Origin of the sequence: Maledivibacter halophilus (assembly GCF_900167445.1) — a bacterium.
GTDB lineage: Bacteria > Bacillota > Clostridia > Peptostreptococcales > Caminicellaceae > Maledivibacter > Maledivibacter halophilus.
Window position 1 is genome coordinate 41,731 of sequence record NZ_FUZT01000021.1, and the last position, 17,808, is coordinate 59,538.

A 17,808-nucleotide genomic window follows, 5' to 3' on the forward strand; every position below is an offset into this window, starting at 1 on the left:
CGAACAAAGCTTTTTTTGTGGTAATCAGTCTACCTGGTTCATGAGTTAAAATCCATCAATCATACAAACCTTTACAAGAGGCAAACCCATTTTATTTAACTCCCCATACATATAAACAAACAGCCCTATACTTAATGTAAAATATTTATTTTCCTAATTAGAAATTTCTTAATTGTTTAGGACATATTATTGTCATGTCTTTAATATATTCTACATAAATTTTGATTCCCCTTTTATTTTTTTAAAATTTGGTATCTTTTTTATTTTCTCATAATAAAAACTGCTATGTAATAAATTTAAATACATAACAGTTTTTTATTATTTAAGGAAATTGTATAATTACCTCACTCATTATTAAATTTTTCTTTGGTCATATTTCAATTTTAATAATTCTCCTAGGACGACCAGTTGGGGACTGCCTTCCTTTACCTATAACCTTTGCGTAGCCTCCATCTAAAAATTGATTAATTATTCTTCGTGCACTACGAAGGCTAATACTAAGATAATTTGAAATTTCTTCTGAATCCATAACATCTTTACCTGTTTGTTCAATAATAGACTTTATTTTAGCAACATAAGTAGGGCTAATATTAATTTCATTAGCTATATTCTGGATTCTATCCTCTGTTACAAACAGTTTGTATGATATATCAATTTCATCACAGCTTGAAATAGGTCCTGAAATTTCTCCATCTTCGTCTACTATAAAGCAGGAACTTGCCGTTTTTTTCATAGCATGGGATAGAGCAATTCTAGCATTTATTTCAGCTTTATAAACGGTGCTTCCATATCCTATACCTGAAGCGAATACAATATTCAATTCCTTTTCTAATTCTATTATTTTACTAAACTTTTTACCAATACTTTTTTTATTTAAAGCACCTCTTGTTGTAAATATTAAGTACTCATTATTTCCAAAGGGAAAAAAAGAGCCAAAGTTTTGTTGTGTATAATCAATCAATATAGCTTCAAAATGATTCTTAAGTTTTAAAAATTCATATTCAGAAGCATTTCTTATATTATCATCTTTTATTCTTACAATTTGAATAGCTGTCTGAGTACTTTTAATTCTTTCTACATCGGCTATGTAAATAGCTTTATTAATATACTCTCTTATAGAAGAATTAGTAGGATATAATCTAGCTACTGGTGTTCCAGCTTCTACTAGCCGTTTTTTCACCTTACAATTACTAGTAATTGCAACCGAAGTCTTTCCAGTCTTCCACAGATTATAATGAAAAGGAAATAATTCATCTACATTTTTCATTTCTGAATTTGATCTAACATAAAAATTCTCTTTTGGAATATTTAGAGTATCTAAAACCTCATAAACATCTTTTTCTTCTATAACATCAATGCTAACACTTGTGTAATCTAATTTTCTGTCTCTAATTTTCCAAAGAACATCATATATACTGCTGGCAATTCGAGGTACATATACAGCGGGCATTTTTATAGCATTATTATTTTGTGCATAAAGATAAGGAAAGCTTCCAGAAAACAATAGTACATCAACATTATTTTGATTGTTTTTAACAATATCTATGATTTCTTCTTTCTTAGAATATACAAAATAATATGCTTCAGCTTGATTGGAAAATTCCTTCATAATCTTTTTTATTTTTTCAACAGTATCAAAAACACCAATAACCCCTATTCTTATTTTCACTCAAACCACCTCCTATATGGTACTAATAAAATGGATCTATGCACTCTCTATTTTAATTCTATGAATACTTCTTGAATATTTTCTTTATTATACCATTTTATTATACCATATAGAAAAACCCTATTAGTGGATTTTTAATTTTGTCCAATAATAGGGTTTAATTTGAATTTTAAAAATGAATTTTTTCTAAATTAAGTTTTACAATAAACTTCCAATTGAATTGAATAATGGGGCAAATACCAATGCAACTATAGTCATTAATTTGATTAGTATATTGATAGATGGTCCAGAAGTATCCTTGAATGGGTCACCAACAGTATCTCCAACTACTGCTGCCTTATGGGCATCACTTCCCTTTCCACCATGACTTCCTTCTTCAATATATTTCTTTGCATTATCCCATGCACCACCTGCATTTGCCATAAATATAGCCATAAGTACACCAGTTACTAAAGCACCAGCCAATAGTCCGCCTAATGCTTCTTTTCCTAATATTAATCCCATTGCTAAAGGTGCTAAAACTGCCATAATACCTGGTATCATCATTTCCTTCAATGCAGAAGCAGTACTTATATCAACACATTTAGCATATTCTGGCTTACCTTTTCCTTCCATAATACCTGGAATTGTTTTAAATTGTCTTCTAACTTCTTCTATCATTTCATTAGCTGCCTTACCTACTGATTCCATAGTCATAGCAGAGAATAGAAATGGAAGCATTCCACCTACTAGAAGACCTACAACAACCTTTGGATCAAGAATATTTATTGAATTTATCATAGCCACCTCAGAATAGGATGCAAATAATGCAAGGGCTGTAAGGGCAGCAGAACCAATTGCAAAGCCTTTCCCCATAGCTGCTGTTGTATTTCCAACGGCATCAAGCTTATCAGTTATTTCTCTAACCTTATCAGGTAATTCACACATCTCAGCTATACCACCTGCATTATCAGCAACAGGTCCATAAGCATCTACTGCTATGGTAATACCACCTGTTGAAAGCATACCCACAGCTGCAAGGGCTATACCATAAAGTCCCATGAATTTGTATGCTATTAAAATACCTGCAGAAATAAATAGAATTGGTAATGCAGTGGATACCATTCCTACAGCTAGTCCACTAATAATAGTTGTAGCAGGTCCTGTTTCCGATTGTTTAGCAATCTTTTTAACAGAATTAAAATCTCCAGATGTATATACCTCTGTAAGTTGACCAATTATTAATCCAACTAATAGGCCTGAAAAAATTGCCCAAAACGCATTTAAATTATCAAATAAATATCTACTTAAACCAAATGAACTAATAACAACTATTATACTACTTACATATGTTCCTATTTTTAAAGCTTTATGGGGATCAGAATTTTCATCTCCCTTTACAAAAAAAGTTCCAATTATTGATGCAATTATTCCAAATGCTGCTAAGACAAGTGGAAACACAGCTCCAGAAGTCCCCTCAGCAACTAATCCTAAAGTAATGGCTGATATTATGGATCCTACATATGATTCAAATAAATCAGCTCCCATACCTGCAACATCACCAACATTATCACCAACATTATCGGCAATAACAGCTGGGTTTCTTGGATCATCTTCAGGTATACCGGCTTCAACCTTACCAACCAAGTCAGCTCCTACATCTGCTGCCTTTGTATATATACCGCCACCAACACGGGCAAATAAGGCTATAGATGAAGCACCAAGTCCAAAACCAGTAATTATGCTGGGGTCTCCAATTAAAAGATATAGTCCACCAATTCCTAAAAGACCTAGACCAACAACTGACATTCCCATTACAGCTCCACCAGAAAAAGCTATCGAAAGGGCTTTATTCATTCCCCCTTCTTTAGCTGCATTTGCAGTTCTTACATTGGCCTTTGTAGCCACTCTCATTCCAAAAAAACCTGCTAGAGCAGAGAAAAGTGCTCCAATTAAAAAACATATAGCAGTTAACCAGCTGTTTAAGCCTATACCTATTACAACAAAAAGGACTGCTGCAAAAATGCCTAATGTTCTATATTCCCTCGTTAGAAAAGCCATTGCACCTTCTTGTATGTAAGAAGATATCTCTTTCATCCTATCTGTACCAACACTCACCTTGTCAATTTTTGAAGCTAATAAGAACGCGAATATTAGTGCGATCAACCCCACAATAGGTGCCAATACTGTAAAATCCATTAAACTGCCTCCTCACATTCCATTATAAACTTATAATTATTTATCCTTGTAAGTATACCAATATTAGAGAACAAATTATAAATGCTGCTGCTCCAATTTTTGTTACTTTTGCAAGAGTTTCATCATACCCCCTTGCTTTTTGTTTTCCAAAAAGTTGCTCTGCACCACCAGATATTGAGCCTGATAGCCCCGCACTTTTACCGGATTGTAATAGTATACTTATAATTAAAATTAAGCTAGCGATTACCTGAACAACCATAAATGCTATTCTCATTTATTCCACCTCCCATACTCAAGCTTAACAAAATAATTTTAACACATGAAATTTTTAAAATCAACTAAATAATAACAAAGGATCTATGAAAACCTTTACCATTGTATAAATTTTCTTAAATGTATATTTTAAGAGGGTATATTTAATACCCTCTTTTAAATATTATTACAATTATTTTCTAGTTTATACTTTAATTAACTTTTAATTATATTTTTTATCCTTTTATTTAAATATTATAGAAAGCATTTAAGCCTGCAAACTTAGCAGAATTATCTAACATATCTTCTACCCTTAATAATTGATTATACTTAGCAACTCTGTCAGTTCTAGAAGGCGCCCCAGTTTTAATTTGTCCTGCATTCACTGCCACAACTAAATCTGCAATAGTTGAATCTTCAGTTTCTCCAGATCTATGGGAAATTACAGCAGTATAACCTGCTCTTTTAGCCATTTCTATAGCATCTAGAGTCTCTGTTAATGTTCCTATTTGATTTAATTTTATAAGTATAGAGTTTGAAGTATTGTTTTTTATACCCCTAGAAAGTCTTTCAGTATTAGTAACAAATAAATCATCACCTACTAATTGAATTTTTCCACCAAGCTTTTCAGTTAATACCTTCCAGCCTTCCCAATCTTCTTCATCAAGACCATCTTCTATAGAAATTATTGGATATTTTTCTACTAATTCGTTGTAGAATTCTACCATTTCTTCAGAGGTTTTAACTAATCCTTCTCCAGTTAATTCATACTTTCCTTCTTCTTTGTTGTAAATTTCGCTAGCAGCAACGTCTAAGGCTAACATAATATCTTCGCCTGGTTTATAGCCAGCAGTTTTGATTGCCGCAATAATTACTTCAAGAGCTTCTTCATTAGATGTTAAATTAGGAGCAAATCCACCTTCATCACCAACTGATGTATTTAATCCTTTTTCCTTTAAGACCTTTTTTAAACTATGAAATACTTCTGCACCCATTCGCAGTGCTTGAGCAAAGGACTTTGCTCCGACAGGCATAATCATAAATTCCTGAATATCAACATTGTTGTCGGCATGTTCTCCACCATTTAAAATATTCATCATTGGTACTGGTAAAGTTTTGGCATTTACACCACCTATGTATTGATATAATGGTATTTCTAATGAATCTGCTGCTGCCTTAGCAACTGCTAAGGAAACTCCTAATATAGCATTGGCACCTAATTTCCCTTTGTTTTCTGTTCCATCTAACTCTATCATCAATTTATCAATAGCCACTTGATCGAAGGCATCCATACCAACGATTTCATTTGCAATTATTTCATTTACATTTCTTACTGCATCTAATACCCCTTTACCAAGAAACCTTTCTTCATCGCCATCTCTAAGCTCCACAGCTTCAAATGCCCCTGTAGACGCTCCTGAAGGAACAGCTGCTCTACCCATGGCACCATCTTCTAAATACACTTCTACTTCTACTGTTGGATTTCCCCTTGAATCGAGGATCTCTCTGCTATAAACACCAATTATATTTGACATATTGATTACCTCCTAATATTAACCACTGTATTTTTATCTATTTTAAAAATTAACAATTTGTGAAAAACTGTCTGCTTTTAAGCTTGCTCCACCAACTAAGGCTCCATCTATATCTTCTTGATTCATAAGCTCTTGTACATTGCTTGGCTTTACGCTTCCACCATATTGAATTCTTATTTCCTCGGAAATATCCTCACCATAAAGGTCTTTAATTACTTCCCTAATATAGGCAATAGTTTCGTTTGCCATTTCTGGTGTGGCAGTTTCTCCTGTACCAATTGCCCAAATTGGTTCATATGCAACAACAATCTTTTTTGCTTCTTCATCTGTTATATTTTTAAAAGCTTCAGTTACTTGCTCTTTAAGTAAGCTATTTGTATTACCTGCTTTTCTCACTTCAAGGGTTTCTCCAATACAAACTATTGGATTAATACCATGATCTATAGCAGATTTTATTTTTTTGTTAACAGTTTCATTAGTTTCTCCAAAATATTGTCTTCTTTCAGAATGTCCAATTATACAATAATCTATATCTAAGTCCTTAAGCATTATTGGAGAAACTTCTCCTGTAAAAGCCCCCTGCTTTTCCCAATGCATATTTTGTGCACCAATTTTTATATTTGTTCCTTTAGCAGCTTCTTTTAATATGTTTAAAAGTGTAGCAGGTGGACATATTACTACTTCCACATCTGTATCTTTAACCTCTTTTTCTAATTCTTTTATAAATTCCACGGCACCATTTTTAGTCATATGCATTTTCCAATTACCTGCTATTATTGGTAATCTCATTATACCACCTCAATTTAATTTTATAGGTTAAATTATATCACAATATTTACTCTTTTATTTATTTAAACAGTCAATCCCTGGTAAAACTTTGCCTTCTAAATACTCTAAAGAAGCTCCACCGCCTGTTGAAATATGGGTAAACTTATTTCCATAGCCTAGCTCCATAGCAGCTGCTGCACTATCGCCTCCACCAATAATAGTAGTAGCCCCTTCAAGAGCAGCAATGGCCTCACAAACGCCAATCGTTCCCTTTGCAAAATTCTTCATTTCAAATACACCCATGGGGCCATTCCACACTACAGTCTTTGCGCCTTCCAGCTCTTTTGAAAATAGCTGGATAGTATCTATACCAATGTCAAGGCCCATTTCATCATCTGATATTTCATCAATTGATACTGTTCTAAATTCTGTATCGTTTTTAAATTCCTTAGAAGCTACTGTATCAACTGGTAATATAAGTTTATCTCCACATTTTTCTAATAAAGCTTTAGCTAATTCAATTTTATCCTCTTCCACAAGGGATTTTCCAATATTTTTACCTAATGCTTTTAGGAATGTAAACATCATTCCTCCACCAATTAATATCTTATCAGCCTTGTCAACTAGATTTTCTATAACGCCTATTTTATCCGAAACTTTGGCTCCGCCAAGTATTGCCACAAAAGGTCTTTGTGGATTATCAACAACTCCACCTATAAATTTAATTTCCTTTTCCAATAAAAATCCTGGAGCTGACTCAAGATGTTTGGCTATACCAACATTTGAGGCATGTTCTCTATGAGCTGTACCAAATGCGTCATTTATGTATATCTCTCCAAGAGATGCCCAATATGCACCAAGCTGAGGGTCGTTTTTAGTCTCGCCCTTTTCAAATCTTGTATTTTCAACCAATAAAATTTCTGATTCCTTTAATTTATTTATAGCCTTTTCAAGATCTTCTCCCCTTGTTTCAGGGATGAATTTAACCTCTTTTCCTAAAAGCTCTTCAAGTCTTTCGGCCACTGGCTTAAGAGTCTTTTCTAGTTTATCTTCCTCAGTCTTTATTCTCCCCAAGTGTGAAAAAAGTATAACTTTTCCCTTTTGCTCCAGAACATATCTAATTGTGGGAAGAGCCGCTACAATTCTATTATCATTGGTTATTTTCCCATCTTTTACAGGTACATTAAAGTCAACACGAATCAGAACTTTCTTGCCTTTTAAATCTAAATCCTTTATTGTTTTAGCCATATGTAAACCCTCCTATATTTTAAAATGATAGGATCTTTAACTGTTAAAATAGCGGAACAATTTAGCTCCGCTATTCTATTTTTACAATTATAGAGAGCTTCTGATAAAACTTAATTTGTACATATTAAAATACTCAGTGCTTTTAGATATGTATAAATTAAAATCTTTACTGAAATCTCTATTAGTATATAAATTATTTATTCATTAAATCTACAAAGTACTTAGCGGTTCTTACTAATTGTGCAGTGTAGGACATTTCATTGTCATACCAAGTAACAATTTTAACCATTTGTTTGCCATCTACCTCTAGTACCTTAGTGCATCCAGCATCAAATAATGATCCATATTCAATACCAATAATATCTGATGATACAATTGGGTCTTCTGTATATCCTAACGTTTCATTTGCAGCATCCTTCATAGCAGCATTAATTTCTTCAGCTGTTACATTTTTATCTAATTCAACGGTTAGGTCAACTAAAGAGCCTGTCATAGTAGGAACTCTCATTGCTCCACCATCAAGTTTTCCATTTACTTCAGGAAGAACTTTACCAACTGCAACTGCAGCTCCTGTAGTTGTTGGTACAATATTTTGAGCAGCAGTTCTACCTCTTCTTAAATCCTTATGAGGTCCATCTAATGTATTTTGATCATTGGTATATGCATGAATAGTTGTCATAAGACCTTTTATTAAACCAAATTTATCATTTAATACTTTTACAACTGGTGCTAAACAGTTTGTTGTGCAAGAAGCCCCTGATAATACAGTTTCACTACCATCTAGTATATCATGATTAACATTATAAACAACTGTCTTTAAATCTCCCTTTGCAGGTGCTGAAATAATAACCTTTTTCGCTCCTGCCTTAACATGCTTTTCTGCTAATTCCTTTGTTCTAAAGAAACCTGTACACTCAATTACTACGTCTACATCATGGTCTTTCCAAGGAAGATTTTCTGGATCTTTTTCAGAATAAATTTTGATTTCCTTTCCATCTACTACTATGGCTCCTTCTCTAGCTTCTATTGAATTCACTTTGTATTTTCCCTGTGCTGTATCATACTTTAATAAATGAGCCAAAGTTCTTGAATCTGTTAAATCATTTAATGCAACAATCTCAAATTCTGAACTGTCAAACATTAGCCTAAATGCTAATCTCCCTATTCTTCCAAAACCATTAATTGCAACTTTTACTGCCATTATTCTTCCTCCTTATATTTTAAAATTATTTTTTTAGCTACACTTTCATCACAAATAAGAGTTAAATTTTTATTTAATTTTGAAATTGATGCTATTGCCTCTGCTTTCTCACTGCCACCAGCAACAGCAATCAAGTTTTCTATTTTTTTAAAAGTTTCTAGCTTTATTCCAATAGTGCTTATTTCATGAACAATTTCACCATTTTCATTGAAATAATATCCAAATGCTTCTGAAACAGCACCTTTGCTAATTAAACTCTGAATTTCATCATTTTTTAGCCCTCTCCTTTTGGCCATTTTATCTGCTCTTCCTATTCCAAATACTAGTATATCTATATGTTCAATTAATTCAATTATAGATTTTATGGATGGCTCTTTAAGTAAACTATCAATTGTACCCTTTGATAAAAAATCTGGAGTATATAAGGTTTTATAATTACAACCCAATTTATTAGCTAAATTTTGAACTAAGGTATTTGCTTGATACTCTACTTCCTTTCCTAGTCCACCTCTTGCAGGTATTATGGTAACATTTTTATACTTTTCTATATCCCTACTATTTTTATATTCCATAACTACTTGATAGATTGATGTTCCACCAGTTAAACCTATTATGCTGTCATTCTTAATGATACTATTTATGCATTTAGAGGCTGTTTTACCCATATCCTTATATACAAAAGGATCATCCCCAGATGAATTTGGAGATATTATTACCTTTTTAATGTTTAAAATTTCTTTAAGCTGTTCTTCTAATGCTTTTAATCCCTTTAAAGTATAAAATATATATTTCAATTTATCTAAGGTATTTTTCCCTCTATCTGTAATATTCATACCTTCTTGAGAAATCTTTATTAATCCCTGATTTTTAAGGGCAGTAGATGCTGTTCTTATATTTCTTTCAGTTAAATCTAATTTATCTGAAAGACTTCTTCTTCCAATTGGTCCAAGAAAATTTATTACCCTTAAAACACTATATCTCTTTTCTATGGTGTCTACAAAATCTGGAGCAATATTATTCAATACACTTATAAGCTCATCAATTTCTGATTTCTTTTTATTACTCATACCATTAACTCCATTCTAAAGATAAACAACTTTAGAGCTTTTAAAATTAAAAATTTAGTATTGTTTATCTATGCTTATTAGCAAGAAGATGTGGGTCGCTGTTCGACCTTACAAATTATCAACGTCCCATTAGCTTCAAAAAAAACACTTAACATTATTATACATTTAGTACTTAAAAATTTCAATAGCAAAAATAAATACTATAATATTATCTTTGTTAGAATTAACTATAGATAAACAACTTTAATTCTACCTAAAAATTACTTGAAGCTTAAAACTTTTATAAATTTAAAAGAATTAAGGCACCCTTAGGCGCCTTAACTCTAATATCTTCTTCTCTTAGATGAAGATGGTATATTAAGCTCATCTCTATATTTAGCCACAGTTCTTCTAGATATTTTTACTCCCGTTTTATTGAGTTCATTTGATATAGCTTGATCACTAAAAGGTTTTTTGGAGTTTTCATTTTGAATTAAATCCTTTATAATTGTTTTTATACTTTCAGCCGACACACCTTCTCCAAAAGCACTGGATACACCACTTTGGAAAAAATATTTAAGTTCAAACATTCCTCTGGGACATTGCATATATTTCCCATTAATTGCTCTACTTACTGTGGATTCATGAACTCCAACTTCATCAGCTATTTCCTTTAATGTTAAAGGCTTTAGGTGAATTACACCCTTTTCAAAGAAATCAATTTGATAATTAACAATAGCTTTAACAACCTTATATATAGTATTTCTTCTTTGTTGTATACATCTTATAAGCTTTAATGCTGAATTTAATTTTTTATTAATATATAAAGACGTTTTTTCTTCCATTTCATTATTTAAAAGAAGCTTTCTATAATAATGATTAATACTTAATCTTGGAGCAGTTGTATCTTTTACGATAACTAAATATTCACCGTTGACTTTTTCTACCGTAACATCTGGAGTCACATATCTCGTATCTCTACTTGTACTAAAGAGTCTACCTGGCTTAGGCTCTAAAGTTCTTAAAAAATCACCTACTTCTTGTACTCTTTCAGTTGATACATCAAGTTTTTTTGCTATTTTGTTTATTTTATTACTTGCCAGATCCTTTAAATGATTTTCAACAATTTGATATATTACTTCATCCACAACATTATTCTGCTCTAATTGGATTGTTAGACATTCACTTAAGTTCCTAGCACCTACACCAACCGGATCAAAAGTTTGTATGATTCTAATTATGTTTTCAACTTCACTATCCTCTACATTAAACTTATTACATACCTCTTCATTGTTTATTTTTAAATATCCATTTTCATTGATATTTTCAATTATATAGCTCCCAATTTTTTTTCCCTTATCCTTTAACATAGCAAATTGAAGTTGAAACAATAGGTGGTCTATTAGTGTGGTTTCAGTTGATAAATAATTGTCATAGGATGTTTCTTCTTTTTCTTCATAATTACGTATTCTATTTTTAGATTTGAAACTATCATATTCTGAAAAAAGCTTTTTTATGTCAATAATGTCGTCTTGACTGGCTCTGTCTTTCTCAGCATCATTGCTAGTTTCTTCTTTAGTTTGATGAGGTTCTAAGACTGGATTATTTACAAGCTCCTGCTGTATAAAGCTTTTTAGTTCAATAGAATTATATTGTAATATTTCTATTGCCTGCTTTAGTTCTGGAGTCATAACTAGTTTTTGAGTTTGTTGTAAATTTAAATTATACGATAATCTCATATTAACCACCCTAATCTAAGTATATTTTACATACTTTTCACAATTCAATTATACCAAAAAAACGTTATCAAACAAAGTGGCTTTACTAAAATAATCGACATATGTCGATTATTTTAGTGAAAAAAATAGTAGAAAAGTCCTAATAGCATATAATTCAACACCTTTAAAGAACTTATATTTAACATGTGAAATATTAAAAAATTTAAAATCACTTTATTAAAAACCTACTATTAAATATATTTTTGAAATCTTTAAAATATACTATAATATTATCATATATTTCAATAATTAAAATTTCCTTATTCCTTTATAAATAACTTATTTCGACGGCAAAACAAATTATTATCTCTCACCTTTCTCATATGGTTTACCTGCAGCCCTTGGACCAACAGACTTACCTGAAAAAACTACTAAAGCAATTACAGTTAATACATAGGGAAGAGCCCAGAAAAATTCTTGTGGCAGCTTATTAAAAATAGGTACTTGATATGCTATAATACCCAAAGCCTGAGAAAATCCGAAGAAAATACCAGCACCTATAACTCCTAGGGGATGCCATTTACCGAATATTAATGCAGCTAAAGCTATAAAACCAGTACCGTGGATAGTCGTATAAGTAAATTGAATATCTTGAGTCAGTACCATAATTGATCCACCTAGTCCTGCAAACATTCCTGATAATATAACACCAATATATCTCATTTTATATACATTTATACCCATTGAATCTGCAGCCCCAGGATGTTCTCCTACTGCCCTCAATCTAAGTCCAAATGGAGTTTTATATACAATATACCAAACTAATATAGCAATTATTATTACTATATATGACGTAATATGAACCTTACTAAAGAACATATCACCTAATAATGGTATTTCATTGAGTAAGGAAATATCATGTTTTTTTATTCCATATTGAAAAGCAACAGTTCTTTTTTGATCAAATATAATTTCACACAAATATATAGTTAATCCTCCAGCTAATAAGTTAATTGCTGTACCGCTAATAACCTGATCCCCTTTTAAATTTATACTTACATATGCGTGAATAACAGAAAAAATTCCTCCTGTAATTATTCCAGCTATAATTCCTATCCATGGGCTAAAAGCTCCTAACTGTGCTTCAATTAACACCGTTACCGTAGCAGAAAAAAAAGCTCCAATCATCATTAATCCTTCAAGTCCTATATTTACAACACCTGATCTTTCACTAAATAATCCTCCAAGAGAAGTTGAAATAATAGGAGCAGCTGACGTCAATGTTAAGGGAACTATTATACCTATAAACTGCATAAAATCCATACTATTTCTCCTCCTTTCTTAGTCTAAGTAAAAGCTTTTTAACACCATAATTCATCGCCGTGAAAAGTACCACCAAGGCCATAATAATATCTCCTATTTCCTTAGGCACGCTAGCTAATGACATTGCATTAGAACTAGCCTTCAATCCTCCAAAAAGAAGTCCAGCTATTACTACACCAAAAGCACTATTATTCCCAAGTAGCGCAACGGCTATTCCATCCATTCCATAGCCCTCAAAGCCACCTATAACCCTGCCATAATCAAATGTTCCAATAGAAATCATAGCTCCAGCAAATCCAGCAAAAACTCCTGATATCATCATTGAATATATTATATTCCTTTCAACCTTCATACCTGCATACTTTGAAGCATCGGGATTAAATCCAACAGAACGCAGTTCGTATCCAAAGGCAGTTCTTTCAATTATATACCAAAATATAATTGCTGCTAAAAGCGCTATAATAACTCCCCAGTGCAATCTTGAATTCCCTGTTATTCTAGATAAAAAATCACTGCCCAAATCTGCTGAGGGCAAAATTTTTACAGTTTCTGTATTTGTACTTCCTGGAATGAGCTTTATAAGATAATTAACTAAATGTAATGCAGTATAATTAAGCATAATTGTAACCACCACTTCATGAACTTTAAATCTTGCCTTTAAAAATCCGGGAATAAATCCCCATATTCCACCGGCTATACCAGCTGCCAATAATGCTAAAGGTAAATGTATAAATTTGGGAAGATTTAATAGTATTCCTACTGCAACAGCAGCAAAAGACCCTACTATTAATTGCCCTTCTACACCAATATTAAATAATCCTGTCCTAAATCCAAACGCAACTGCTAATCCTGTAAGAATAAGGGGGATTGATGCAACTATCCATTCTCCAAACTTTCTTAAGTTCCCAAAAATTCCCTTTATCATTGCATCGTAACCTTCCAAAGGATCTATGCCAGTAATAATCATTATAATAGCTCCTGCTATAAACCCAAATAGTACAGATAGTATGGGAACGATAAATTTATGATTTTTTTCATTGGTTATAAACCTTAACATTACATATCACCTTCTTTCTTATCAGGATTAGCTCCAGCCATCATCAATCCAAGCTGATTTTCAGTAGCATTTTGTGCATTTACTACATCCACAATTTTCCCTTCAAAAATTACAGCTATTCTATCACTTACATTCATAATTTCATCTAGCTCAAAGGATACTAATAATACAGCCCTTCCTTTATCCCTTTCTTCTACAAGCTTTTTATGAATAAACTCTATTGCACCTACATCTAATCCTCTTGTAGGCTGTCCTGCTATTAAAAGAGCCGGACTTCTATCTACTTCCCTCGCGATAATAGCTTTTTGCTGATTACCTCCCGACATGGCCCTGGCTTTAGTTTCTATACCTTGCCCACTTCTAACATCAAACTCATTTATCAATTTTAAGGCTTTATTATTTATTGCCTTATTATTTAATAACCCATTTTGGGAATAAGGATTCATATAATAAGTTTGAAGAACCATGTTTTCAGCTAGTCTAAAATCTAAAACTAGCCCATACCTGTGTCTATCTTGGGGTATGTGACCGATTCCAGTTTCGGTTCTGCTTCTTATAGATAAGTTAGTAATATCCTTTCCCAATAATTCTATTTTCCCTGATTCTACCTTTCTTAAGCCAGATATTGCTTCTAGAAGCTCTGCTTGACCATTACCATCAACACCAGCAATACCTAATATTTCTCCTTCTCTAATTTCTAAGTCAAGACCATTTACAGCCTTTAAGCCCCTTGAATCCTCTACTACCAGATTCGAAATACTTAAAACCACATTTCCTGGATCAGCAGGTCCTTTTTCCACTTCAAAGCTTACCTCCCTACCTACCATTAAAGAAGCTAACTTCTCCTCTGAAGTAGTATCCACATCTACGGTATCAACATATTTACCCCTTCTTATGATAGTACATCTATCTGCAACTTCTTTTATTTCTTTTAATTTATGGGTAATTAAAATTATAGATTTCCCTTCCTTTACAAGTTTTTTCATTATTTCCATAAGTTCCATTATTTCATGGGGAGTAAGGGCTGCTGTAGGTTCATCAAATATAAGTATCTCAGCATTACGATAAAGCATCTTTAATATTTCTACACGCTGCTGCATACCTACAGTAATATCTTCAATTTTTGCATATGGGTCTACTTCAAGGCCATACAACTCTGACAGATTCTTAATCTCTTTTGCTGCCTTTTCTATATTGATCTTCATACCTTCCGTTGGTTCTTGTCCCAATATAATATTTTCAGTTACTGTGAAATTATGGACTAATTTAAAATGTTGATGTACCATACCTATACCTAATTCATTAGCCACATTAGGATTGTCGATATTAACCTTTTCACCCCTTACTTTTATTTCTCCAGATTCTGGTTGATACAATCCAAATAGTACGCTCATCAAAGTAGATTTCCCGGCTCCATTTTCACCTAAAAGAGCATGAATCTCACCTAGCTTTACCTGCAATGTTATATTATCATTGGCTATTATGCCAGGAAATTCTTTTCTAATATTTATCATTTCAATAATATACTCCATTTTTGCAACTCCTCACTTTTAAAAATAAAACCTATCTTATTATATCAAATTTTGTTGTTGCTTCAACAGGTAATACAGTTGCAAATATATATTTCATAGTTTTACAAAAAATAAGCCCATCATTACAATGGGCTTATTTTTTACTTGTCTTTAACTTATTTCAAATTAGATTTGAAAGTTTCTAAATCATCCATATTATTTGGAACTACGATTTCTTCATTAACTATTTTTTCTTTATATTCTTCAATCACCTTAATTATATCATCATCTAAATTTGGGTTTTCCCCTGGTATTCCAACACCATCGTCAGCTAAAGTTAGGGAAATCACCTCTCCACCTGGGAAATTTCCATCCTGAGCTGCTTTCACCATATCATAGGAAGCAACACCAACTCTCTTAAGCATTGAAGTCAAAATAACTGACTTATTATTATCCTTATCGTATATACCATCTTCATATTGATCCCTATCAACACCAATTACCCAAACTTCTTCTCCATTATCAACTCTATTCTTTGCTTCATTTATTACACCGTTACCGGTTCCACCTGCAGCATGATAAATAATATCTACACCTTGCTCATACATAGTTGATGCTATTTGCTGTCCCGCTCCTGGATTATCAAAAGCACCAGCATACTGACTTATTATTTCCATAGATGGATCCACTGCATATACTCCAGCTTCAAATCCAGCATGGAAATGTCTAATTAGCTCAGAATCTTCTCCACCTATAAAGGCAACTTTATTAGTCTTAGTGGCTTTAGCAGCTGCAACACCAACTAAGAAAGACCCTTGTTCTTCTGCAAACATTACTGATGCAACATTTGGCTGATCAACAATTGAGTCAATTATTGCAAAATTAGTGTCTGGAAATTGTGGAGCCACCTCATTCATGGAATTAAAAAACTTAAACCCTGCAGCTACAACAACATTATACTTATCGTCACCAAAGGCACTTAAATTAGGTATGTAATCTGCCTCTTCGTTTGATTGTATATATGTGTACTGTTTTCCTTGTTCCCAGCTTTTTTCTTCAGCGTATTTTACAACACCTTCCCAAGTTCCCTGATTAAAGGATTTATCATCAATTCCTCCTACATCAGTAACAAATCCAACTTTAAACTCGTCTTCTTCTTTTTGTGGCTCCTCTTGTGCTTCCCCCTGCTCATTGTCTTTTGTCTCTTCTTGCTGAGCATCTTGTTGCGCCTCAGGTTCTTCATTTTTTGGAGTACAGCCAGCAAATAAACTAATTGCTAAAACCGCAACCAAAAACAATGATAATACTTTCTTAGTCATTTTAATTTCCTCCCTTTAATATTATAAATTTTCAAGAGTTTCAAAGTATATATATTCTACAAAAGTTATAAAACTCCTTTTAAAAATATATTTTTGTTGTAAACTTATTGTAATAATATGTTTCATTTCATTATTATAATTATTTAAAACACTTTTTTATCAATATTGAATCTAAGAAATTGCATAATTCTAATTTGAAAAATTTATATATGAGAATATTATCCTTAATTTAGTTATTTAGAACAAAATATATTTTTATGGTATGGCTTTAAATATTTTGAAACTGCATCTGGTATTTAATTTCTTAGAAGGCAATTATACAATTTACTCAATTATCAGTTTTAATTTCTTTTTTATGAATTTTACTCTTATATCTTTAATAATCATTAAAATTAAAAATACTATACCCACATATCCATTAATAACATAAATAATATTGACAAGTCTATCAGATGGCAACCATATAAAAAAACTCCAGCTATCTTATAAGATAGCTGAAGTTTTTTTATATCTAACAGGGATCCCCTTCCTTAGCAACAAATCCAACCTTAGCAAGTATCTCAGTGGCTTTAGCAACCTTATCTTCATTTACTAAAACTATAGGTCCAGTACAACCCATACCACTTTCTGCATAGATTTTTTCCTTCCAAAGGGCCTTTACAGCATCCTCTAGATCCATTATATCTATTCCCGATATAGATCCTGTTACTACTTCCTTTGGCGGAGCAGCCACCTCTTCATCAGAATCCGAAGCTTTCTTACTGTCCTTTGTCAATCCCTTTAATATATCCTTTAGTCCTGCCTTATTTGCTTTTTCAAATTCAATCTTTGCTATTTCCTTCAAATTTCCTTTAGCCAAGGATGCTCCATAAGCAAGGGCATTTGCTGCCACAGGTACTCCCGATGCTCTGGAAAGAATAAGTATCGTTCTATCATATCCTTCCCCTATTCCTGGTCCATATCCATAGCCCAATGCTTCATAG

The 17,808-nt window shown here is 32.4% G+C and carries 13 protein-coding genes and 1 pseudogene; all 14 read right to left on the minus strand.

Going from position 1 to position 17,808, the window contains the following annotated elements:
- Window positions 1-370: 370 nt before the first annotated feature.
- On the minus strand, window positions 371-1,669 hold the full coding sequence (locus B5X81_RS24825; protein WP_079495721.1) for a hypothetical protein: 1,299 nt from the start codon (window positions 1,667-1,669) through the stop codon (window positions 371-373).
- Window positions 1,670-1,867: 198 nt separating this feature from the next.
- Complete coding sequence (locus B5X81_RS24830) at window positions 1,868-3,847, minus strand: sodium-translocating pyrophosphatase (RefSeq protein ID WP_079495722.1); 1,980 nt, start codon at window positions 3,845-3,847, stop codon at window positions 1,868-1,870.
- 40 nt (window positions 3,848-3,887) lie between these two features.
- Window positions 3,888-4,121 (minus strand): preprotein translocase subunit SecG, encoded by a 234-nt coding sequence (gene secG / locus B5X81_RS24835; protein ID WP_079495723.1) that lies wholly within the window; start codon window positions 4,119-4,121, stop codon window positions 3,888-3,890.
- Between the two features lie 226 nt (window positions 4,122-4,347).
- A complete protein-coding gene (eno, locus tag B5X81_RS24840; RefSeq protein ID WP_079495724.1) occupies window positions 4,348-5,634 on the minus strand; it encodes a phosphopyruvate hydratase in 1,287 nt (428 codons plus the stop codon).
- Window positions 5,635-5,676: 42 nt separating this feature from the next.
- Window positions 5,677-6,423, minus strand: a complete 747-nt coding sequence (gene tpiA, locus B5X81_RS28270; RefSeq protein WP_079495725.1) for a triose-phosphate isomerase — start codon at window positions 6,421-6,423, stop codon at window positions 5,677-5,679.
- A gap of 54 nt (window positions 6,424-6,477) precedes the next feature.
- Window positions 6,478-7,650, minus strand: coding sequence for a phosphoglycerate kinase (locus B5X81_RS28275; protein ID WP_079495726.1), 1,173 nt, complete (start codon window positions 7,648-7,650; stop codon window positions 6,478-6,480).
- Between the two features lie 193 nt (window positions 7,651-7,843).
- Complete coding sequence (gene gap, locus B5X81_RS24855; RefSeq protein ID WP_079495727.1) at window positions 7,844-8,851, minus strand: type I glyceraldehyde-3-phosphate dehydrogenase; 1,008 nt, start codon at window positions 8,849-8,851, stop codon at window positions 7,844-7,846.
- A complete protein-coding gene (locus B5X81_RS24860; protein ID WP_079495728.1) occupies window positions 8,851-9,918 on the minus strand; it encodes a sugar-binding transcriptional regulator in 1,068 nt (355 codons plus the stop codon). Before B5X81_RS24860 ends, gap begins: the two co-directional genes overlap by 1 nt.
- Window positions 9,919-10,241: 323 nt before the next feature.
- On the minus strand, window positions 10,242-11,636 hold the full coding sequence (gene rpoN, locus B5X81_RS24865; RefSeq protein ID WP_079495729.1) for an RNA polymerase factor sigma-54: 1,395 nt from the start codon (window positions 11,634-11,636) through the stop codon (window positions 10,242-10,244).
- A 342-nt stretch (window positions 11,637-11,978) separates the two neighbouring features.
- Window positions 11,979-12,938: an ABC transporter permease gene (locus tag B5X81_RS24870; RefSeq protein WP_139380467.1), complete on the minus strand. Its 960-nt coding sequence runs from the start codon at window positions 12,936-12,938 to the stop codon at window positions 11,979-11,981.
- A 1-nt stretch (window position 12,939) separates the two neighbouring features.
- Window positions 12,940-13,995: an ABC transporter permease gene (locus B5X81_RS24875; RefSeq protein WP_079495730.1), complete on the minus strand. Its 1,056-nt coding sequence runs from the start codon at window positions 13,993-13,995 to the stop codon at window positions 12,940-12,942.
- A complete protein-coding gene (locus tag B5X81_RS24880) occupies window positions 13,995-15,527 on the minus strand; it encodes an ABC transporter ATP-binding protein (protein WP_079495731.1) in 1,533 nt (510 codons plus the stop codon). The genes B5X81_RS24875 and B5X81_RS24880 overlap by 1 nt, the downstream gene beginning before the upstream one ends.
- 155 nt (window positions 15,528-15,682) lie before the next feature.
- On the minus strand, window positions 15,683-16,825 hold the full coding sequence (locus B5X81_RS24885) for a BMP family lipoprotein (protein ID WP_079495732.1): 1,143 nt from the start codon (window positions 16,823-16,825) through the stop codon (window positions 15,683-15,685).
- A gap of 511 nt (window positions 16,826-17,336) precedes the next feature.
- Window positions 17,337-17,808: pseudogene (locus tag B5X81_RS24890) on the minus strand (glycine/sarcosine/betaine reductase complex component C subunit alpha); the annotation flags it as partial.